21 protein-coding genes are annotated in these 22086 nt (G+C 64.8%); 17 read left to right on the top strand and 4 right to left on the bottom strand.

Annotated features, from left to right (window positions below):
• The first annotated feature begins 38 nt into the window (after positions 1–38).
• The 7 genes from ASD73_RS12365 to ASD73_RS12395 all read left to right on the top strand — a co-directional run bounded on the left by ASD73_RS12365 (position 39) and on the right by ASD73_RS12395 (position 10157).
• Entirely contained in the window at positions 39–710 is a 672-nt protein-coding gene (locus ASD73_RS12365) for a TadE/TadG family type IV pilus assembly protein (protein ID WP_162248151.1), read from the top strand.
• Positions 683–1378, top strand: a complete 696-nt coding sequence (locus ASD73_RS12370) for a TadE/TadG family type IV pilus assembly protein (protein WP_156377370.1) — start codon at positions 683–685, stop codon at positions 1376–1378. Before ASD73_RS12365 ends, ASD73_RS12370 begins: the two co-directional genes overlap by 28 nt.
• Positions 1379–1389: 11 nt before the next feature.
• Entirely contained in the window at positions 1390–3156 is a 1767-nt protein-coding gene (locus ASD73_RS12375) for a pilus assembly protein TadG-related protein (RefSeq protein ID WP_056376063.1), read from the top strand.
• Between the two features lie 124 nt (positions 3157–3280).
• Positions 3281–4030, top strand: a complete 750-nt coding sequence (locus ASD73_RS12380) for a 16S rRNA (uracil(1498)-N(3))-methyltransferase (protein ID WP_056373585.1) — start codon at positions 3281–3283, stop codon at positions 4028–4030.
• Between the two features lie 161 nt (positions 4031–4191).
• Positions 4192–6102: a proprotein convertase P-domain-containing protein gene (locus ASD73_RS12385; protein WP_056372724.1), complete on the top strand. Its 1911-nt coding sequence runs from the start codon at positions 4192–4194 to the stop codon at positions 6100–6102.
• 107 nt (positions 6103–6209) lie between these two features.
• Positions 6210–7583: a glutamate--cysteine ligase gene (locus tag ASD73_RS12390; RefSeq protein ID WP_056372726.1), complete on the top strand. Its 1374-nt coding sequence runs from the start codon at positions 6210–6212 to the stop codon at positions 7581–7583.
• A gap of 339 nt (positions 7584–7922) precedes the next feature.
• Complete coding sequence (locus ASD73_RS12395; RefSeq protein ID WP_056372728.1) at positions 7923–10157, top strand: TonB-dependent receptor; 2235 nt, start codon at positions 7923–7925, stop codon at positions 10155–10157.
• A 47-nt stretch (positions 10158–10204) separates the two neighbouring features.
• Here ASD73_RS12395 and ASD73_RS12400 read toward each other — a convergent pair whose 3' ends face one another.
• Positions 10205–11602 (bottom strand): isoprenylcysteine carboxylmethyltransferase family protein, encoded by a 1398-nt coding sequence (locus ASD73_RS12400; RefSeq protein ID WP_082521609.1) that lies wholly within the window; start codon positions 11600–11602, stop codon positions 10205–10207.
• A gap of 240 nt (positions 11603–11842) precedes the next feature.
• Here ASD73_RS12400 and ASD73_RS12405 point away from each other — a divergent pair, with 240 nt between their 5' ends.
• Both ASD73_RS12405 and ASD73_RS12410 read left to right on the top strand, forming a co-directional pair.
• Positions 11843–13054: a M23 family metallopeptidase gene (locus tag ASD73_RS12405; protein WP_056372732.1), complete on the top strand. Its 1212-nt coding sequence runs from the start codon at positions 11843–11845 to the stop codon at positions 13052–13054.
• A 1-nt stretch (position 13055) separates the two neighbouring features.
• A complete protein-coding gene (locus ASD73_RS12410) occupies positions 13056–13457 on the top strand; it encodes a bactofilin family protein (RefSeq protein ID WP_156377423.1) in 402 nt (133 codons plus the stop codon).
• Between the two features lie 23 nt (positions 13458–13480).
• Here the strand turns inward: ASD73_RS12410 and ASD73_RS12415 are convergent, their stop codons facing one another.
• The 3 genes from ASD73_RS12415 to ASD73_RS12425 form a co-directional block, all read right to left on the bottom strand.
• Positions 13481–15238: a GGDEF domain-containing protein gene (locus ASD73_RS12415; protein WP_056376065.1), complete on the bottom strand. Its 1758-nt coding sequence runs from the start codon at positions 15236–15238 to the stop codon at positions 13481–13483.
• Positions 15239–15306: 68 nt separating this feature from the next.
• Complete coding sequence (locus tag ASD73_RS12420; protein ID WP_056372738.1) at positions 15307–15606, bottom strand: DUF1905 domain-containing protein; 300 nt, start codon at positions 15604–15606, stop codon at positions 15307–15309.
• Positions 15606–17114 (bottom strand): YifB family Mg chelatase-like AAA ATPase, encoded by a 1509-nt coding sequence (locus ASD73_RS12425; RefSeq protein WP_056372740.1) that lies wholly within the window; start codon positions 17112–17114, stop codon positions 15606–15608. Before ASD73_RS12425 ends, ASD73_RS12420 begins: the two co-directional genes overlap by 1 nt.
• Before the next feature lie 162 nt (positions 17115–17276).
• Between ASD73_RS12425 and ASD73_RS12430 the strand changes: the two genes are divergently transcribed.
• From ASD73_RS12430 to ASD73_RS12465, 8 genes are all read left to right on the top strand, one after another.
• On the top strand, positions 17277–17966 hold the full coding sequence (locus ASD73_RS12430; protein WP_082521510.1) for a TetR/AcrR family transcriptional regulator: 690 nt from the start codon (positions 17277–17279) through the stop codon (positions 17964–17966).
• A gap of 72 nt (positions 17967–18038) precedes the next feature.
• Positions 18039–18473 carry a VOC family protein gene (locus ASD73_RS12435; protein ID WP_056372742.1) on the top strand — a complete coding sequence of 145 codons (435 nt, stop codon included), beginning with the start codon at positions 18039–18041 and terminating at the stop codon, positions 18471–18473.
• A gap of 85 nt (positions 18474–18558) precedes the next feature.
• The gene (locus ASD73_RS12440) at positions 18559–18996 is read left to right on the top strand and encodes a VOC family protein (RefSeq protein ID WP_056372745.1); all 438 of its coding nucleotides are present in this window, start codon (positions 18559–18561) and stop codon (positions 18994–18996) included.
• 23 nt (positions 18997–19019) lie between these two features.
• Entirely contained in the window at positions 19020–19436 is a 417-nt protein-coding gene (locus ASD73_RS12445) for a DoxX family protein (protein WP_056372747.1), read from the top strand.
• Complete coding sequence (locus ASD73_RS12450) at positions 19433–19651, top strand: DUF4287 domain-containing protein (RefSeq protein ID WP_056372749.1); 219 nt, start codon at positions 19433–19435, stop codon at positions 19649–19651. The genes ASD73_RS12445 and ASD73_RS12450 overlap by 4 nt, the downstream gene beginning before the upstream one ends.
• A 31-nt stretch (positions 19652–19682) precedes the next feature.
• Positions 19683–20654 (top strand): alpha/beta fold hydrolase, encoded by a 972-nt coding sequence (locus ASD73_RS12455; protein WP_082521511.1) that lies wholly within the window; start codon positions 19683–19685, stop codon positions 20652–20654.
• Between the two features lie 42 nt (positions 20655–20696).
• Positions 20697–21371, top strand: coding sequence for a glutathione S-transferase family protein (locus tag ASD73_RS12460; protein ID WP_056372752.1), 675 nt, complete (start codon positions 20697–20699; stop codon positions 21369–21371).
• A 31-nt stretch (positions 21372–21402) separates the two neighbouring features.
• A complete protein-coding gene (locus ASD73_RS12465) occupies positions 21403–22074 on the top strand; it encodes a glutathione S-transferase family protein (RefSeq protein WP_056372753.1) in 672 nt (223 codons plus the stop codon).
• The last annotated feature ends 12 nt before the right edge of the window (positions 22075–22086 follow it).

Consider the following 22086-nt stretch of genomic DNA (forward strand, 5'->3'; position numbering starts at 1 on the left):
ACCCTGATCGTGGAAAACAGCCACAAAGGGGGACCCACATGGCAATGTTGCGCAATAGGATTCGCGCCCGGAGGGCCTTTGGCCCGTTCGGCAAGAATCTGTGGAAAAACCGTGCGGGCACGGCCGCCATGGAGTTCGCCATCGTCGGACCGGCGTTCCTAGCGTGCCTGCTGGCGATTTTGTACACGATGTCGATCTACCTCGCGCAACAGATGCTGGAGACGACGGCCGAGGGCGCCGGACGCCTGATGCTGACCGGCTTCGCCCAAACGACGCGGGCGCCCAACGGCACCGTTGGCTTGTCAGCGAGCGACTTCAAAAACGCCATCTGCAATGGCCTTTCCGGCACCAATCCCAGCGGCGAGACTGTCAGCACGCCCGCGCTGCTACCACCCTTGCTCTCATGCTCGCGGCTCACGGTGCATGTGAGCGTCGCAACCAGCTACAACGTGACCGACACCGCTTCGCCGACATTCACCTATGACAGCAACGGCATATTGGTCTCAACCGGCACGGGCTACAATTACCAGTCGGGCGGCAGCGGCAAGAACCGCATCATCGTCCTGCAGCTGATCTACCTGTGGCCGACAGGGAAGGGTCCGCTGGGACTGAACCTGATCGACGAACCCAACGCCAATCGCAAACTCGTGGCCACGTCGGTGTTCACGACGGAGGACTATTCGTGTCCCACATCGCAGCCCGCATGCTGAGGCGCCTCACACAGAACACACGCGGCGCGGTGATAGTGGAATTCGCTTTCGCCCTGCCCGTGCTCGTGCTCATGTACACGGGCGGCGTCTATTTGTCGGATAGGGTCAGCGCCAGCCGCAAGGTTACCGTCGCGACCCGTTCGCTGGTCGACCTCGTCAGCCGGACCATGTCTCCGACGATTATTTACAATGACCCGACAAGCGCCAATGCGAAATCGCACTTGAGCGCCAGTGCAGTCGTCCTGGCACCCTATAAGCTCGACAAAGCGATCCAGCAGGTTTCGCTGCTCCGGGTCTGCGATGCCACCCACGCCTATGTCGTCTGGAGCCAGGCCCAGTCGCAAAATGTCAATGGCAGCGTTGTGAAGCCGGAGATCCCGAGCCACACAGCCGGCACGCTCCCCAAGAGCGAGGCGCAGTCAGCCGACAACATCGTCTCGATTCCAAACAACATGATCACCGACACGATGATCCCGGTTTCGCCGGACGGCTCGAACGTGTGCGGAAATTTTGCTCCGGGCACCAGCAACAAGACTCAGGTCGGTACCGCGGGCGGTTGGCTGTTCATGGGCAAGATCACCTACGATTACATGCCGTTCATCAGCTATCTCCCGATGACAAGCACAAGGATGACCGAGACGATCTATATGGTTCCTCGGCTCTACTAGGTGGATATATTATGACCAAAATATTTCCTCAGCTCAGCTCTGCGACCGCATGGGTCCAGTTCATTGCCCGACTGAAAGCCGATCAGAAGGGCGGGGTCTACATGATCCTGGGTTTTGCGATCATTCCGCTGACCTTCATACTTGGCTTCGGAATCGACTATGCGCGCGCCATGAGCCTCCAGACGAAGCTGAACGCCGCGGCCGACGCCGCCGCGCTGGCGGCTGTCGCGCCCTCGATGATCCTTCAATCGAACAGTCAATCAAAAACTGCCGCGACCAGCATGTTCAATGCGCAGGCCTCGCTGGAGACCGGGTACAAGGATCTGCTGGTGACTCCCGTCGTTACGGAAGGAAGCTCCAGCTCCGGGGGCAGCGGCGCTTTTGGCTACCTGCGCAAGGCGACCGTGAGCTATTCCGCCAAGTCGATCAACATGTTCGGCGGTATTCTGGGGGTCGACACCCTGACTGTGAGCGGCACGTCCACGGCAAGCGCCGCGCAACCGCCCAACGTCGATTTCTACCTGGCGATGGACAATTCGCCCTCGATGCTGCTGCCCTCGACGTCTGATGGAATCACCAGGATCATCAACGCTACCAAAGATGCTGCTAAACTGCCAAATGGTTGCGCCTTCGCATGCCATATGCAGATGCCGCAAGCAGACGGTGAGCCGATCTTTATCAGGGACACGGCGGGGCGCGATATCCTGTTGTCGACCGGCTATTATGCGACGGGGCCGAAGCTGAACGTCTGGTATCGCTGGGATCGGACGACCAAAATACTTTACGACAGCTCGAACTTATCGATGCATTCCACGCAGGAAACGGGTTCGGGGTCGAGCAAGACCACCACGGTTGTCAGCTATACGGTCGAGGACAGCACCAGCGGCCCGGCCAAGATCAAGCAGACGACAAAAAAGACGGGCGGCACGAATTCGACCGTCACGGTAGATTTTGATACCGGCTACTGGGCGGATGGCTATTGGCTCACGCACAACTATGGGAAGATTTACACCAACGGCCCGGCAACCATTCCCCTGCGCAAGGACGAAATGGTCTCGGCCGCCACGCAATTGATCCCCTTCGCCACCAATCAGGCTGCGCAGTACAACGTCACCTATCGGGCGCAGATGTTCTCGTTCGATTGGACGAAACCGACCAAAGACACGCCCGTTGCCACACTCAACACCCTCAAGAACGTCGCTGAGTACGGCAGCTTTTCGGCAGCCTCGATATTCCCGCCCGACGACTATTGGTGGCTGAACAACAAGCCCACCAGCGGCACCGATATCGGCGACAAGGCCACGGAATTCACCAATATGCTGACGAAGATGAAGGCCCTCATCCCAACGGCGGGAACGGGCGCTCCCGGTGTGGAGCCGCAGAAGATCCTGTTCATCATCTCCGACGGCATGCTGGACCAGCCGAGCAGTGGCCGCTATTTCGGCCCGCTGCGGGAAAGCGACCTCGCCGAGTGCACGGCGATCAAGGCCAAGGGGATCAAGATCGCCATCCTCTATACGCAATATCTTCCGGAATCGCTGGCCGGCAACAACTGGTCCCAGAATAACGTCGCCAAGTTCCTGCCTCCCCCCCCCGCTCCATATACGTCCACCAAGGCGGGAACTTCCGATCAAGTCCTCACCGCGCTGCAGAGTTGCGCATCGGTCGGCACGAACGGCGCGCCGCTGGTGCAGACCGTGACGGCCAATGACAATATTACCACGGCCCTCCAGCAACTGTTCTCCACGGCGCTTCAGACGGCCAGATTGGTTCAATAATATTGCCAAGCCTGCTCGGTGCCCTGTTCGATCATGACATGATTTTCACATCACGGATGTAATCGAAGGGGGCACCGAGCAGGCAATGCGTGCACAAAATATCGCCGTCTGCTATCGGCCCGGCATGCCCGCAACTCCCGCCTGGCCGCCCGCCAGCACGCCCCGCCTGTTCGTCGACCTGCCGCTGGGGCCCGATGCAACCCCGATGATAGACGGCCCCGCCGCACATTATCTGCTCAACGTGATGCGGATGAAGGCGGGCGATCCGATCCTGCTGTTCGACAATATCAGCGGCGAGTGGCTCGCGGTGGTCGCCGACGCCGCGAAACGCTCGCTGGCGCTGCGCATAGAGCGGCAGATCAGCGAGATCGAACAGGTTCCCGACCTCTGGCTGTGCTTTGCACCGGTGAAGAAAGCGCGGCTCGACTGGATCATCGAAAAGGCGACCGAGCTCGGCGTCAGCCGCCTGCAGCCGGTCATCACCGAACGCACCATCGTCGAGCGCGTCAAGCGCGAGCGGCTCGAAGCACATATCGTCGAAGCATGCGAGCAATGCGGGCGCACCGCGCTTCCGACGCTCGCCGAACCCGTCAAACTGCCCCAGCTCTTGAAGGACTGGCCGGCCGGGCGCGCGCTGCTGTTCGCCGACGAAGCCGGCGGTGCGCCGCTCGCCAGCGTTGACGCCCCGGCTCCGGCGGCGATCCTCACCGGCCCCGAAGGCGGCTTCACGGCGCGCGAGCGCGAGCTTCTGATCGGCCACCGCGCCGTCCGCCGCATCGCGCTCGGCCCCCGCATCCTGCGCGCCGAAACTGCGGCGATCGCCGCCGTCGGCATCTGGATGGCGCAGAATGGCGATTGGCCGGCGGGCGCCTGAGTCCCCAATCTGTCCCGTTGCCGCACAGAAGCGCTATAAAGTTGCCGATTTTAACCGGATATTAGCTACGCCCGGGCCATAGCGGCGGCATGCAACGGCGGGACCAGAGCCGATACTGCTGGCGTGGGGGCCAGTGTTTGCAGTCTGTGCGGGCATGTATCATGCTTGTTTGGCTGGCGTTGACGCTTGCCGCAAATCCCGCAGCCGCACAGACGACCACCAGCTACAGCAACACGACCGCCGGGACGATCAGCGAAACCGCGACAACCTGCACAAGTCCGATGGTGCGGAGCTTCACCGTCGCCGCCAATGCGCAGGTCACCGACATCAATATCGGCGTGCAATTCACCCACAGCTACCGCGGCGATGTCCGCGCGACTCTGGTTTCGCCATCCGGCACTGTGGTCAACCTGATCACCAATGTCGGCACCTCGGCGGACAATCTTAACGTCCTGTTCGACGACAGCGCGGCGGCGAGCATCTCAACCCATACGAGCAACGACAACACCGCCGCGGCGCCGCCCTATCAGCGTAGCTTCCGCCCCGAGGGCTCGCTCGCGAGCTTCAATGGCCAGGGCGCCGCCGGAACCTGGCAACTCACGATCTGCGACTCGCTCAATGGCGACAGCGGCAACTTCACCCGCACCGACCTGACGCTCACGACGGTTCCGATCGCGCCGTCGGCCGACCTGTCGCTGACCAAGTCGGTGAGCAACGCTTCGCCGGCGTCGGGAACCAGCATCAACTACATATTGAGCGTGACCAACGCGAGCGGCTCGGCGCTGACCGCGACCGGCGTGACGGTGCAGGACACGCTGCCCGCGGGCTTCGCCTTCACGGGCGCCTCGGGTTTCGGCAGTTACAACAGCACGACCGGCACCTGGACGGTGGGCATTATCCCTCCCGGAACGACGCGAACGCTGACGATCACCGGCACCGTCACCGCCACCGCGGGGGCGACCGTGTCCAATACCGCCGAAGTCAGCGCGTCGTCGGCCTTCGACGTCGATTCGACGCCGGGCGACGGCGCGGCGGGCGAGGATGACTATGATACGGCCAGCTTCACCGTCTCAGGCTCACGCGTCGCGGGGACCCCGCCGACGCTCGTCTGCCCTGTCGGCACGACGATGCACGACTGGGACGGCGTCACCTGGGCCGCGGGAACGACGAGCGGCAGCTATGCTTTGACCGCGATCGGCACAATGAATGTGGGCATCGGCATCAGCGGCGGCGTCTTCCTGAATAATGCGACCTATGGCGGCCAGTCCCCGACGCGCCAGAATGCCGTCACCGGCGGCCTCGCACCGGCCCAATTTTCGATCTTCGAGATCGCGGATTTCACCAGCCAGTCGGGCGCCATTACCTCGACGATTACGCTGCCGACTGCGGTTCCCGGCGCACAATTTCGTGTGTTCGATATCGATTACGCGGCGGGGCAATTCGCCGACCGTTTGACCGTGACGGGCAGCTTCAACGGATCGCCGGTGACGCCAACATTGACCAACGGCGTCAGCAATTATGTCATCGGCAACAGTGCCTATGGCGATGCCACCTCGGCCGACGCCAGCGCGAACGGCAACGTCGTTGTAACCTTTGCCGCGCCGGTCGACACGATCACGGTTACCTATGGCAGCCACAGCCTCGCCCCGGCCGACCCCGGGCAACAGGGCGCCGCGATCCACGACATTATTTTCTGCCGCCCGACCGCGAACCTGACGATCGCGAAAACCAGCAGTGTCATCAGCGACCCCACGAACGGAACGACCGATCCAAAGGCGATCCCCGGCGCAAGAATGCGGTACTGCATCCTCGTCACCAACAATGGCAGCGGCACCGCGGCGGGCATCAACGTCGCCGATCCGCTGCCCGCGAGTACGACCTTCTCCCCCGGTTCGATCCGCAGCGGCCCAAGCTGCGCGAGCGCGACGACGGTCGAGGATGACAATGCGAGCGGCACCGACGAAAGCGATCCGTTCGGGGCATCGATCGCCGGCAATATTGTCGCCGCGACCACGCCGACACTCGCACCCGGCAACGCCTTGGCCATCGCCTTCGACGTGACGATCAACTGATCGGCATGGCGCCGGGGTCGCGCTTCACGACCCACCTTCGCGCCGGAGGGAAATAGCAGGCGGCAACAGCCGATTGCTTTCTGTACCGAACCGTATAATGGCGCGATATGAGCACGCGAACCGCCTCGGACAGCAACGATCCCGTCGTCGAACATGCGAGCGACCTCGCGGTCCCCATGATCAAGGGCGAAAAGCCCAAGGACCGCTGGCGTATCGGCACCGAGCACGAGAAATTCGTCTATCGCACCGCCGACCACCGCGCGCCCGCCTACGACGAACCCGGCGGAATCCATGACCTCCTGATGGCGCTCACCCGCTTCGGCTGGGAACCGGTGATCGAGGGCGGCAAGGTAATCGCGCTCGCCGGCAGCGACGGCACCGTCAGCCTGGAGCCCGCGGGTCAATTGGAACTTTCCGGCGCTCCGCTTGAAAATCTCCACCAGACCTGCGCCGAGACCGGACGCCACCTGAAACAGGTGAAGGAGGTCGGCGCCGAACTCGGGCTCGGTTTCCTCGGGGTCGGCATGTGGCCCGACAAGGCCCGCGCCGAACTGCCGATCATGCCCAAGGGGCGCTACAAGATCATGCTCGATCATATGCCGCGCGTCGGCACGATGGGTCTCGACATGATGCTGCGCACGTGCACGATCCAGACCAACCTCGATTATTCGAGCGAGGCCGACATGGTGCAGAAATTCCGCGTTTCGCTGGCGCTCCAGCCGCTCGCGACCGCGCTCTTCGCCTCCTCGCCCTTCACCGAGGGCAAGCCGAACGGCTATATGTCGTATCGCAGCCATATCTGGACCGACACCGACCCCGCGCGCACCGGCATGCTGCCCTTCGTGTTCGAGGATGGCTTCGGCTACGAACGCTATGTGGACTATATGCTCGACGTGCCGATGTATTTCGTCTTCCGCGACGGCAAATATATCGACGCCGCGGGACAGAGCTTCCGCGATTTCCTGAAGGGCGAGCTGCCCGCATTGCCCGGCGAAAAGCCGCGCATCTCCGACTGGAACGACCATCTCTCGACCGCCTTCCCCGAAGTGCGTTTGAAGAGCTTCCTCGAAATGCGCGGCGCCGACGGCGGGCCGTGGAACCGCATCTGCGCGCTTCCCGCGCTGTGGGTCGGGCTGCTCTACGATCAGGGCGCGCTCGACGCGGCATGGGATCTCGTCAAGGGCTGGAGCATCGAGGAGCAGCAGACGCTCCGCGACGCCGTCCCGCGCGACGGCCTTTGCGCCCCCGCCCCCGGCGGCGGCACCGTGGGCGAACTCGCGCACCGCGTCCTCGACATCGCCGCGGCGGGCCTTGCCGCGCGCGGCGAGGTCAATTCGATGGGCGACAACGAGGTCGGCTTCCTCGAACCGCTGCGGCGGATCGCCAAAAGCGGCAACTCGCCCGCGCACGACCTGCTCGACCGCTACGAAGGCCCGTGGGGCGGCGATCTCTCGAAAATCTATAACGAGCTCAGCTTCTAGATCCTTACCGCCGCGGGAGAAAGCTGCCGCTGCTTTTCCTTTCGTCACCCCGAACTTGATCCGGGGCCCACCAAGGCAAGTGCCGCCTTTCGAACTGGCGGCGCTATGGATCCCGGCTCAAGTCCCGGATGACGAAGGGAGGGTGCACGCCATTCGCCCGTCCGCAAAAGTGCAGCAATTGCGCAACACTGCTGACACGAAAGTCAGCGGCGCGCGCTTCCGCGATTGATTGCGCGCGTGCGGAAAGCCAAAGAGCCTCTGGTTTTTCCACTCTCCCATCGTCAACTCTGTTTCAGGAAGCTCGCCATGCGCCACTTTCCTTCCACTATTGCTATAAGCGTGGCCCTTGCCACCGCGGCCTGGGCCGCACCCGCTGCCGCGCAGGACGCACCCGCCGGCCCCGCCGCTGAAGAGAGCGGCCTCGGCGACATCGTAGTCACCGCGCAGCGCCGCGAGGAAAGTCTGCAGGACGTGCCGGTGGCCGTCTCGGTGCTGTCGGGCAACACGCTCGACGCGATCACCTCGACCGGCTCGGACGTCCGCGTGCTCGCGGGCCGCGTCCCCAGCCTCAACATCGAGAGCTCGTTCGGCCGCACCTTCCCGCGCTTCTATATCCGTGGGCTCGGCAACACCGACTTCGACCTCAACGCCTCGCAGCCGGTCAGCGTCGTTTATGACGACGTCGTCCTCGAAAATCCGATCCTCAAGGGCTTCCCGATCTTCGACCTCGACCGCGTCGAAGTGCTGCGCGGGCCGCAGGGCACCCTGTTCGGCCGCAATACCCCCGCGGGCATCGTCAAGTTCGACACCGTCAAGCCCGGCAAGACCGGCGGTTACGCCCGCGCCAGCTATGGCCGCTACGGCACCACGCAGGTCGAAGTCGCCGCGGGCGCCGCCGACGACAATGGCTTCTCGGTCCGCCTGTCGACGCTGTTCCAGCATCGCGACAACTGGGTCGACAACATCGCGACGACGAAAAAGAACGATCTCGGCGGCTATGACGACATCGCCGCGCGCCTCCAGCTCCAATATGAAAACGGTCCCTTCACCGGTCGCGTCACCGGGCAGGTCCGCATCTATGACGGCTCGGCGATCATCTTCCGCGCCAACACCCAGCTTCCGGGCAGCAACAAGCTCGTCGGCCTCGGCGGCGCGGGCACCGAGTTCAAGCGCGACGAAGTCTATCAGGACGGGCTCAATTTCCAGAAGCTCAACACCTATAACGCCGGGCTGAACCTCGAATATGATTTCGGACCGGTGACCGCTTACTCGATCACCTCCTACTGGAACGGCAATTTCCGCAGCCGCGGCGACATCGACGGCGGCTTCGGCGCCGTGTTCCTGCCCGTGTCGGGTCCGGGGCTCATCCCGTTCCAGGCGCAGAGCCAGGACAATGTGCCGAGCCTCGACCAGTTCACGCAGGAAATCCGCATCGCGTCGAACAACAGTGGCGGGCTCGGCTATCAGTTCGGCGCCTTCTATTTTGACGAAAAGCTCGACATTTCGAGCTTCGAATTCGGCGGCCCGACCGACGCGACCCCGTCGGCGATCGCGATCCAGCGTCAGGACAGCGAAGCCTACGGTCTCTTCGGCTCGGTCAATTATGAATTCGACAACGGCTTCAAGCTGCAGGCCGGCGCCCGCTATAACCACGACACGCGCGATTTCGTCGCGTCGCGTCCGGTCGAAACGCGCCCCGACTTCGTCGTCAACCCGAACACGCCGGTTCCGCCGCAGGCCGCCCGCGTCAAGGGCAAGCTGCTGACCTGGGACGCCAGCGCGACCTATGAAGCCTCGGATGCGCTCACGCTCTATGCCCGCGTCGCGCGCGGCTATCGCGCGCCGTCGGTGCAAGGGCGCCTGACCTTCTCGCGCACCATCTCGACCGCCGATCAGGAAGAGACGATGTCGTATGAAGCCGGGATCAAGACCAACTTCCTCGACAACCGCGTCCGCTTCAACCTGACCGGCTATTATTTCGACACCAAGGATCTGCAGCTGACCGCGGTCGGTGGCACGTCGAACGTCGCGAGCCTGCTCAACGTCGATGCCAAGGGACATGGTATCGAGGCCGAACTGCAGGCGGCGCCCGCCAAGGGTCTGACCTTCTCGATCGGCGGCGCGTGGAACGTCGCCGAAATCGACGACGCCAACGCCTTCGTCGCGGGCTGCGGTTCGGCGACGCCGTGCACCGTGCTCGACCCCGCGCGTCCGGGCAGCCCCGGCATCTTCTCGATCGACGGCAACCAGCTGCCGCAATCACCGAAGTGGACGCTCAACTGGACCGCGGGCTATGAAATCCCCGTCGGCGATGGCGCCATCTATGCCTTCACCGACTGGTATTACCGCTCAAAGGTGCAGTTCTTCCTCTATCGCTCGGTCGAATTCTCGGACGACAAGCTGCTCGAGGGCGGCGTGCGCGTCGGCTACAAGACCGATCGCTTCGACATCGCGGGCTTCGTGCGCAACATCACGAACGATGAATCGCCGACCGGCGGCATCGATTTCAACAACCTCACGAGCTACGTCAACGAACCCCGCATTTACGGGATCGAAGCGGGCTTCAAATTCTAAAAGCGTTCAATCCTCCCTGTCGCGGTGCGACGGGGAGGATTATTCCATCAGGCAACGGGCCCTACGCGCGCGTCGGGCTCCAGCCGGATGAGCGGGCGCGTCCGCCCCGTCAGCTTAGCAAAGAAGCGCGGCACCAGCGCATGGTCCTGCGCCCAGTTCCAGTAAGCGACATAGGCAGGATCGGCGAGGAGATGCTTCTCCTCGGTCTTGGCGCGCCAGTAATAGACGCCGCTGACCAGTCCGAGCAGCACGACGTTGCGCGCCGCCTCGACCCAGCCGCCCGCGGTGACGAGGAAGGGCAGCGAGCCGACCCACCAGGTCATATTCTTCGAAATATACGCCGGATGGCGTGTGAACATGTACGGCCCATGCGTGATGATGCCGCGGTGCGTCAGGTTCGAAAAGCGGATGCCGAACGCCATTGTCGCCCAGCTGTAGATCGCGGTCAGCAACACCAGCACGATGCCCCAGACGATTAGCAGATTTTCGTGCCCCGCAAGCCAATAGCCCCAGTCGGACCCGTAGATTTGATAATCGAGCGGCCCGCCGCTCATCAGGATGAAGGGCGGATAGCAGACGAGCGCCGCGACCCACGCCATGCCATAGGGGTTGGCGGTGCGGATATGCGCGTCGAGCGGCTTCAAAGTCAGGATATAGCCGACCGTCGCGATATGGACGTCGATCAGATAGAGGAAATTGATCGTCCAGATCCCGGTCTTGTACGGATTGGCGAGGATTTCGCTCAGCGGCACCGTCACCAGCGCCGAAAAATTCCCCGGCACGATCGACAGCATGAAGGCGGTGAAAAAGCCCTTCACCGCCCACGCGCGCAGATGATGGCCGATTGCCTTGCCGTCGACCGGCTGGCCGGGCGCAATCAGCCAGCGCCCGAACTGGTAACATCCGTCGCGCGGTTCGACCATGCGGCGGTCAAGCCACAGCATATAGGGCACCGAAACGAGTAGCAGCCACGGCGCGACCGTCTCGAGCAGGTTCATCGAAAAGGCGTAATTGCCCTCCCAATAATAGCGCATCGTCGCATATATCAGCGCGATCAGTCCCCAGGTCGCCCACATTCCGGCGAGCTTGGTCAGGCTGATGTCAAGCGTCTCGCGCCACGGACGGCGCTGCCCCCAGTCGATCCCCGTCGACGGATTGCGGTGAACCTTGTCGACGAAAATCGACCACAAAACCATCGGCAGCCCGCAGGCGAGCACGCTCGCGACGGCCGAATTCGGGCCGTTCATCGCCCCGCGGGTCCCCCAGTCGATACCGAGGAAGGCCGCAATGTCGGGCGCGAACCGCGCAATCAACAAATAACTCACCAGACCCGCGAGCCCGACGATGCCCACGCCCGCACTAACCGCCGAACGCGGCCGGACGCCATCCGGCGCGGTCGGAGCGCTCGCCGATTCGTGAGCGTCGGATGGAGCAGATTTCGCCATGATATTCACCCGCTTAGCGTTACCCGAAAATGGTAAGCAAGCCGTCAATTGCATTTGCCGATTCGCGGGCGTTTTCCTGCCAAAATGGCGGCATTCCGCCCGTTTGACACCGTTCACCGCGCGAAAATTTCGACTCGGCCCGAGTCGCCCCCCAAAGATTCGCCCCCGTGCGACGGGCCTGATACAGCGCGCATCAATCGGGGCGGAGGGCTCCAATAAAACACAAGATGGGGTCGCCACTTGTCATCGAAAACAACGGGCCTGCGCGATTTGCGCCAGCGTTTTTCTGCGCTGTTTCAGGACCATGAAATCTTCGTCCGCACGCACGGACACGTCCGTTTCGTGCGCGTCAGCGCCGTTTGGCAAAAGCGCGTCGCGCTGATTGCCGGCATCGTGCTGCTCGCATGGGCTGGCGCGACGCTGGCCGTGCTCGTCAATCAGCTGCTCAGCTCGGGTGAGCGCGCCGCGGTCGCGCAGCAGCAGGCCGCCGCCGCCGCCTCCGAAGCGCGCATCGCCAAATATCGCGACAATGTCGCCGAAACCGCCGCCGATCTCGAAGACCGGCAGGAACAGCTCGAGGAATGGTCGAAGGTTCACTTCGGCGTCGAGCCCGCAGCCGTGACACCCGAAGCCCATGCCGTCGGCGCAACGCCGGCCGCCGAACAGGCGCCGCTGAAAACCAGCGCGCTGATCGACCCGAACCTGCCCCCCGAAGCGCAGGTCCTTGCCCGCCTCGAGGCGCGGCAGGAAGATTTCGCGACGCGCCTGCTCACTGCCGTCAACGAACGCGCGGCGAAGGCCGAAGGCGCCGTCGCCAAGCTCGGCATGAATCCCGCAGCGCTCGTTCGCAACGCCGCGGCCGGCCGCGGTGGTCCCTTCATCCCCTATCGAAGCCACACCGGCCGTGCGAGTTCGCTCGGCAAGTCGTTCGCCGCGCTCGAAAGCGCGCTGTTCCGCATGGAAGTGCTCGAACGCACGCTCGTTGCCCTCCCCTCGGGCAAGCCCGCGAATGTGCTGATGCTCTCGTCGAGCTACGGTTATCGCAGCGATCCCTTTACCGGCGCCGGTGCGATGCACTCGGGGCTCGATTTCCCCGGCCCGCTAGGCTCGCCGATCCTCGCCGCTGCGCCCGGCCGCGTCGTCTATGTCGGACAGAAGTCGGGTTACGGCAATGTCGTCGAGGTCGATCACGGCCAGGGCATATTGACCCGCTACGCCCACTTGTCGGGCTTTACCTCAACCGTCGGCGCACAGGTTGCCGCAGGGCAGCAGATCGCCAAAATGGGCTCGACCGGCCGTTCAACCGGCAGCCACCTGCATTTCGAAGTCCGTTTGAACGGCGTCGCGGTCAACCCGCGCCGCTTCCTGGAGGCCAAAGCCGATGTTCTCGAAGTCAAAGCCGACGCCCGACAGCGAGTCGGTTCCGTCGCTGCCGCCCGTGGTGCCCGCTAAGATGGCGACGGGCGCGCGTCACACGACCTTTTCGATCCTCGGATCGGACGTCGTCGTCACCGGCAATGTTGCCGCCAGCGTCGACCTGCATGTCGACGGCAAGATCGATGGCGACCTGAAATGCGCGAACCTCGTCCAGGGCGAGGCGAGCGAGATCAAGGGCTCGGTGGTCGCCGAGACGGCGAAGATCGCCGGCCTGCTCGACGGTGCGATCGAGGCCAAGACGCTGATCGTCCACGCGACCGCGCGTATCACTGGCGATGTCGTTTATGAAAACATCACGATTGAAAATGGCGGCAAGGTCGAAGGCAAGCTGAGCCACCGCCGCCACGGCGCCGCCGCGGCAAAGGCGCCGCCGCCGCTCGAAGTCGTCGAAAACAAATCGGCGTCGGCCGGCTTCTGATCGGGGCCGCGTCCGCGCGGCCTTCAATTCGATATCGCAGCCTCGCGGGCGGACGCGCGTCCTGGCATGTCATAATGCCGCTGGACGGCCACCCTGTTGCGCCCGCCGCGCTTCGCATCATAGAGCGCCTCGTCGGCAAGCCGGTATAATTGCTGGAAATCGCATGCTGGCCGCACCTCGGCAACGCCGACGCTGGCGGTGACCAGCCGCTCGCCGACCGCCTCGCTGTGATCGCACGCCGCGATCCCGCGCCGGATGCTTTCGGCGAAGCGGCCGAGGATGATTCCTTCCATCCCGATCGTCAGCAATCCGAACTCCTCACCGCCGAGCCGGGCGACGGTACACATCGGCCCCTCCCAGCGTTCGATCCGATGCGCGATGCCGCAAAGCACCACATCGCCGACATCATGCCCGTAGATATCGTTGATCGACTTGAAACGGTCGATGTCGACGAGGAGCAGCGCTGCGGGCAGATTGTCCGCGCGCGCGCGTTCGAGCAGCGGCGTGACGCTTTCGACAAAACCGCGGCGATTTGGCAGGCCGGTCAGCGGGTCGCGCCGCGCGAGTTGCTGCGCCTTCGCTGCGGCGGTGCGCGCATGATCGCGTTCGATGCGCAGATGGCCGAGCCGCCGCGTCGCCGCCGCCGCCAGCCACAGCGCCTGCCAGGTCGCGGCGACAAGAACCAGCAGCTTCGATCCGCCGCCCCAGAAACCATCCTCGACATCGATCACATGGATGAGCGCGAGAATCGCCATCGGCAGCCCCCACGCCGCGAGGAAATCGCGCGCCTCGACCGATCCGCGTCGCCATGCCCAGCCAAGATAGACGGTCACCGCGACCAGATCGGCGAGGACGACCAGCCCCAGCACGTCGCCCAAGAGCCCCAGGCTGCTGCCGCGTATCAGCGCCAACGGGATGCCGGCGAGCCCGACGCCCAGTCCAAGGACGAGCGTGCCGGCGCGAAGCCACTTCGGCACCCGTCCGCGATCGACCGCTATCACCGCGCTGACCGTCGCGAGCGCGATGGCGAGGCAGGCAAGGAAGGTGCAGATTTGCGTCGTCGCCGTCCCGGCCAATCCCCGCACGAGCGCAAGATGGACCTGCGACCAGAGCGCGCCCCACAGCAGCATCGTGCCCGACCAGGCCGCCTGCCACGCCAGATATTGGCGGCGCACGGCAAAAGCGAGCGACAGGCTGTAGATACAGCTGATGAGCAGCAGCGTGAGCGCCCCGCCGATGGCGGCTGCCATGCCCGCCGACTGCATCCCCGCCTCGGCTTTCGGGATGATCCGCGCGTGGATGAACTGGTGGCCGGACAGGCGATCGAAACGCATTGTCACCGCGGTCAACGCCGCACCGCGCGCGGGCGCTTCGAACAGGATCTGCCCGCCGGTGCGCCAATGCGCTCCGTAATCGCCCGCCCGCACCCGCTGCCAGCGCGTCGCGCCGTCGGCGTAGGAAAAGGCGACGGSGAGCCGGTCGAAGCGCGACTGATGGACCATCAGCGTCACATCGCCGCGGCGGGCGCCCGGGCCCTCAAGCGGCGCACGAAGCCAAAGGCTGCCCTGCTGATAGTCCGTGGGCGAGCCGCTGCACGAAAAGCGAAGCGTGGGCAGGCTGCTGTCGCGCGCTACGGTTCCGCTCTGCGCATGGCAAAGGTCGCGATCGACGTCGAGCGTAACCGCCGCCGCCGGCCCCGCCCAGAGCGCGAGCACGAAGGCGGCAAAGCCAAGCCCCAGCCGGCCGCACAGGTGCGCCAGAAGATATGCCGCCGCGATCATCCCTACCCCATCGCATCAATATGTTCGGAAATGTTTACCACCATCGGGGGAGCCTCGCGAGCCTAGGGTCAGGCCCCAAGGCGGCCGACGCGCATCCGGACCATGATCCGATCACCGAGGCCCACGGCTTCGGATCGCTGGACCGCGACCTTTATCGGTAGCAGATAGGTCCCCTCGCGCGGGAAAAGCGAGGTAGCGAATGCCGTTTCTCCCACCCTTGCCGCCACGGGGACGACGCCCCAGCCATAGCTCTCGGTCATTGCGGCGTGGCGGATGGCACCGACATGTTCGTCCGGAACCGGCGCAAAAAGAAAGGGGGCCGGCCCGCGCCATTCGATGATCTCCGCCTCGAAAACGACCTCCTCCATCAATTTCTCGGTGCCTGCCGCCGATAGCTGAGCGCTTCGGCGATGTGGATGCGCCCGACATCTTCGCTGCCCGCCAGATCGGCGATCGTTCGCGCGACGCGCAGGATTCGCGTATAACCGCGCGCCGACAGCCGCATCGCTTCAGCCGCCTGCGCGAGCAGTTTACGTCCCGCTTCGTCGGGGGTCGCGACGGCTTCGAGCAGCTCGCCGTCGATCTCGGCATTGGTTCGCGCCTTGTGCGTTGCATAGCGTACGGTCTGCGCCGCGCGCGCGGCCGCCACGCGCGCCGCGACCTCGGCACTGCCCTCGGCGGGCGGCGGCAGGACGAGGTCGGCGGCGCTCACCGCCTGCACCTCGACATGCAGATCGATGCGGTCGAGCAGCGGCCCCGATAGTTTCGCCTGATAATCGGCGGCGCAGCGCGGCGCTCGGCTGCACGCGAGCGCGGGATCGCCGAGATGGCCGCAGCGGCACGGGTTCATCGCCGCGACCAGCTGGACGCGCGCCGGGAAGGTGACATGCGCGTTGGCGCGCGCAACGCTGACTTCGCCCGTCTCGAGCGGCTGGCGCAGCGAATCGAGCACGCCGCGCTGGAATTCGGGCAATTCGTCGAGGAACAGCACGCCCAGATGCGCGAGGCTGACCTCGCCCGGCCGCACGCGCAGCCCGCCACCGACGAGCGCGGGCATCGATGCCGAATGATGCGGGCTGCGAAACGGCCGCGCGCGGATCAGGCGTCCGCCCTCGAGGTTCCCGGCGACCGACGCGATCATCGACACTTCGAGCGCCTCGGCGGGCGTAAGGTCGGGCAGGATGCCGGGCATGCACGCCGCCATCAGCGACTTGCCCGCACCCGGCGGTCCCGACATCATCAGGTTGTGCGCGCCGGCAGCGGCGATTTCGAGCGCGCGCTTGGCGGTCTCCTGCCCCTTCACCTGGCGCAGGTCGGCGGTGCGCACCGGCGCTTCGACCTCGCCCGGCACCGGCGCCGCGAGCAGGGCATTGCCCCGGAAATGGTTGAGCAGCGACAGGAGGTCGGGCGCGCCAAGCACCTCGACATTGCCCGCCCACGCCGCCTCGGGCCCCTGCACCGCAGGGCAGATCAGCCCGAGCCCGGCGCTGCCCGCATGGATCGCGGCGAGGAGCACGCCGGGCGACGCCGCCACGCGCCCGTCGAGCCCGAGTTCGCCGACGACCACATAAGAGGCGAGCGTCTCGGCATCGATGACGCCCATCGCGCCGAGCAGCGCGAGCGCGATCGGCAGGTCGTAGTGCGAGCCTTCTTTCGGCAGGTCGGCGGGCGACAGGTTGACGGTGATGACCTTGGGCGGGAGCGACAGGCCGATCGCGGCGATCGCGGCGCGGACGCGCTCGCGGCTTTCGCCCACCGCCTTGTCGGGCAGGCCGACGACGACGAAGCGCGGGACGCCGGGGGTGATCTGGCACTGCACCTCGACCCCGCGCGCGTCGATGCCGAGATACGCAACAGTAGAAACGACTGCGACCATATTCCCCCCGGAACAGCACCGGTGTGCCCCCTTTGTTCCGAAGCCATGTTTAGGCGAAGTGGCGGGAAGGTCGAGTCTTTTTGCAACTTCTCGATCATCGCGCACATCGCCGATGTTTATGCCCATTTGACAACATACCAACTAGTCGGTATGTAGATTCGCATGACGACGAATCAGCCCCCCTCGATCCCCGCAGCCGCCGCCCGCGATGTCCCCCTGGCGGGCGGCGGCACCCCCGGGGTCCGCGCTCCCCGCGGCAGTGCGCGCGCCAAGCTGATCGCCGCGGCGCATGCCACGGTGCGCAAGCAGGGTTATGCGGCGACGACGGTCGATCAGATTTGCGCGGCGGCGGGCGTGACCAAGGGCGCCTTTTTCCATCATTTCGCATCGAAGGAAGAGCTGGCGATAGCGGCGGCCGAGGGCTGGACCGAACGCGCGCGGCCGATGTTCGAACGCGCGCCGCATGTCAGCCTCGAGGACCCGCTCGACCGCCTGCTCGGCCATATCGATTTCCGCCTGTCGATGCTCGACGGCCCCACGGAAGATTATACCTGCTTCGTCGGCACGATGGTGCAGGAAGCCTATGCGACGAACGACCGCATCCGCGCGGCGTGCGAGGCGAGCATCAACGCCTATTGCCAGGCGCTCGCGCCCGACATCCAGGCGGCGATGGACGTTTATGGCGTGCCCGAGGACGTCACCGCGATCGGCCTCGCCCAGCATGTTCAGTCGGTGCTGCAGGGCGCCTTCGTTCTGGCGAAAACGACGAACGACCCGGCGATTGCCCGCGGCACCGTCACCCATTTGAAGCGTTATGTCCGGATGCTGTTCGGCGCGGGAAGCGCGCCATGATGCGACGGGTAATTGCCGCCGCGCACCGCGCACGCTGACATCAACGAACCAATACCCCCAAGGAGAGAAGAGATGCCCAAGATGATCTTCGTCAACCTGCCGGTCGCAGATCTCGCCAGGTCGAGGGCCTTCTACGAAGCAATCGGCTTCACCAACGAGCCCCGCTTCAGCGACCACACCGGCGCCGCCATGATGTGGTCGGACACGATCGTCGTGATGATCCTGACCCACGACAAATGGAAAGGCTTCACCGACCGCCCCATCCCGCCCGCGACGTCGAGCGAGGTGTCGCTGGCGCTGGCGCTCGACAGCCGCGAAGCGGTCGACGCGATGATCGAAGCGGGCGCGGCGCACGGCGGCACCGCCGACGTCAACCCGGTGCAGGATTATGGCTTCATGTATGGCCGCGACCTGCTCGACCCCGACGGCCATGTCTGGGCCCCCTTCTGGATGGAGCCCGCGGTCGCCAATGGCGAGCAACCGATGCCCGCAGTCGCCGCCGAGTAGAACGGCGGTGAAGCGGACGACCCGCCGATCGCCGGCGCCGCAAACCAACCCGAATAAACACCCCCCCAAAAAAGGAGAGAAGACGATGCCCCAGATGATTTTCGTGAACCTGCCGGTCACCGACCTCGACAAGTCGAAAGCCTTTTACGAGGCGGTTGGCGCGGCGAACAACCCCGCCTTCACCGACGACACCGCCGCCTGCATGGTGGTCGAGGAAGGGTCGATCCACGTCATGCTGCTGACGCATGAAAAATGGGCGACCTTCACGTCGAAGAAAATCCCCGACGCGCACACGACCGCACAGGTCCTGCTCTGCGTGTCGGCCGACAGCCGCGACGCGGTCGACGGACAGGTCGACAAGGCGGTCAAGGCGGGCGGCAAGGCCGACCCGACCCCGACGCAGGACTTCGGCGGCTTTATGTACGGCCGCAGCTTCGAGGATCCCGACGGCCATATCTGGGAAGTGATGTGGATGGACCCGACCGCGATCCCCGCCGGCGAACCCGCCGAAACGGCCGCCTGACGAGCATAGGGAGGAGGAAGAGGATGACCGATAATATCCCCACCAAGGGCCAGTTGATTGCCGGCCGCGTTTTGAGCGGCCTTGTGATCCTCTTCCTGCTCTTCGACGCCGGGCTGAAGCTGGTGTCGCCCGAAACGGCGATCAAATATAGCCCGCCCGGCCTCGGATGGCCGCTCGAGATCGGCACGATGTATCTGCTTGGGCTCCTGCTGCTGATCCCGACCCTGCTCTATATCTGGCCGCGCACCGCGATCCTCGGCGCGATCCTGATCACCGGCTATCTCGGCGGCGCGATCGGCACGCATGTGCGCATCAATAGCCCGCTGTTCAGCCACAGCCTGTTCGGCGTCTACCTGGGCTTGATGCTGTGGGGCGGCCTGTGGCTGCGCGATCCGCGCCTCCGCGCGCTGATCCCGCTCAGGGCAGGAGCGAGCGCATGAGCTTTCAGGCCTATATCGACAATGTCGAAACCAAGACCGGCAAATCGGCCGGCGCGCTGAAGGCCATCGCGATCGAAAAAGGCCTCGCCGACGAAAGCGGCCTCGCCCCGGGGATCAAGGCGGGTGCGATCATCGACTGGCTGAAGGCCGATTACCACCTCGGCCATGGCCACGCGATGTCGATCGTCGCCTGGATCAAAGGCAAACGGTCCTAGCCTCCGTCTTTAGAACAAGAGGAATAGTCGAATGACAAACCACTCCTCCAGTTGGAGCTTCGTGCCCGTCTTCGCGCTGCTCGCCGCCGCGAGTGCCGCCGCGGCCTTGCCGCAGCCGGCGCACGCCGCGCCGCCCGCAGCCGCCCCCGCAGCCGCCAAGGCCGCAGCACCGGTTACGGTCCGGAATGGCGACGTCGATGTGAACGGCACGCGCATCCATTACCAGCTGCACGGCGATCTCACGCCCGGCAAGAACCCGCTGCTCGTGCTCCACGGAGCGTTCATGTTCGCCGACGCGATGAAGCCGCTGATCACCCCCCTGGCCGCGACGCGCCCGGTGATCGCGATCGACGCGCGCGGCCATGGCCGGTCGGGCGGGGTCGACGGCAAGCTCAGCTATGACCTGATGGCCGAAGACGCCGCCGCCGTGCTCGCCAAGCTCGGCGTGAAACAGGCCGACGTGCTCGGCTATTCGATGGGCGCGTCGACCGCGATCGCGCTTGCGGTGCGCCACCCCGCACGCATCGGCAAGCAGGTGGTCCTGTCGGGAACCTCGCGACTCGACGGCTGGTATCCCGAAGTGCTGGCCGGCATCGCAGAGCTGACCGCGGCGACCTTCGCCGGCAGCCCGATCGAGACGGGTTACAAGAGCCTGTCGCCGACGCCCGAGAAATTTCCGAGACTGGTCGAGAATATCAAGACGCTCGACGCCACGCCCTTCGCCTATTCCGACGAACAGCTTCGCGCGATCCCAGGCAAGACGATGGTGATCATCGGCGACGCCGACGGCGTCAGGCTCGATCACGCGATCCAGCTGTTCAAGCTGCGCGGCGGCGGCGACATCGCCGCGGCGACGCAGGGTTTCATGACCGAAGCCCCGAAGGCGCGGCTCGCGATCCTGCCCGCGACATCGCACATCGGGATCATGAGCGAAGTGCCCGCGATCGTCGCGATGGTCGTGCCCTTCCTCGACGACAAGGCCCCGCCACCGCCCGCGTTCTGACCCCGTTTTCCTCGCCATCGAATAACCGAGAGGAGTTTCATCATGCCCGTCGATCCGAATGCGACGATCGAAATCACCGGCTATCAATGGGTGCCACCCTTCGCCGAGGGGCGCATCAAGGACCTGCGCATTCGCTGGGCGCTGGAAGAGATCGGCCGCCCCTATCGCGAGCGCCTGATCGGCGGAATCTTTGAGGAGAAGCCACCGGAATATCTGGCGGACCAACCCTTCGGACAGGTTCCGGCGTTCAAGGAAGGGGACGTGGCGCTGTTCGAATCGGGTGCAATTCTGCTCCACATCGGCGAGCAGGACGAACGCCTGTTGCCGCGCGGCGCGGCAGCGCGTGGGCGCGGCATCAGCTGGATGATCGCCGCGCTGAACAGCGTCGAGCCGATGTTGCAGGTACTGGTTATTTTGAGCGTCGCGGGAGCGAATCACGACTGGCAGGAAGCCGCAAAGGACGCTGCGCGACCGTTCGCCGAGAAGCGGCTGGCGCAACTGTCGCGCGCGCTTGGCGATCGCCTGTGGCTGGACGACAGCTTCACCATCGGCGACCTGGTCATGATCGACGTTCTGCGCGCCGTGCCGACGCCAATGCTCGCCGCACATCCCAACCTCGCCGCCTATATCGAGCGCGGCACACAGCGGCCCGCATTCGGACGGGCGCTTGAGGCGCAGCTCGCCTCTTACGGAAAGCATGCGACGCAAGACGCGTGATTTCTGCCATCTGTTCGAAAGGAGAGTCATCATGTCCGTGAACCAGAACGCCAAGCTCGAGATAACCGCCTTCGACTGGGTCCCCGATTTCGCGCGCGGCTATGTCCGCGACCTGCGCCCGCGCTGGGCGTGCGAGGAAATCGGCCTCGATTATGCCGAGCATCTGATCAGCGCGATCAACCGCCCCGCCGACCATTTCCTGTTCCAGCCATGGGGGCAGGTTCCTGTGCTCAACGACGGCGGCATCCGCCTGTTCGAAAGCGGCGCGATCCTGCTCCACCTCGCCGAAAAGGACGCGCGGCTGATGCCCCGCGATCCGCAAGCGCGCGCCAACACGCTCGCCTGGCTGTTCGCCGCCTATAACAGCGTCGAACCGATGCTGTTCGAGCTGGGCAATGTCGACATTTTCTCGACCGAAGAGGAATGGGCGAAGCTGCGCCGCCCGAGCCTGATCGAATTCATCCAGGGCCGGCTCGGCCGCCTGAACGACGCGATTGGCGACAAACAATATCTCACGGGCGAATTCAGCGTCGCCGACATCGCGATGGCGACCGTGCTGCGCGAAGGCGTCGAGGCCGGGCTGATCGCCGAACAGCCGCGACTGCAGGCATATCTCGACCGCTGCCTCGCGCGGCCGGCGTTCCAGCGCGCGATGGACGCGCAGCTCGCCGCGTTCAGCGAAGAGAATGGCCCGCCCGCCTGACAACCCGCCCTC

Origin of the sequence: Sphingopyxis sp. Root154, assembly GCF_001427105.1 — a bacterium.
Taxonomy (GTDB): Bacteria; Pseudomonadota; Alphaproteobacteria; order Sphingomonadales; family Sphingomonadaceae; genus Sphingopyxis.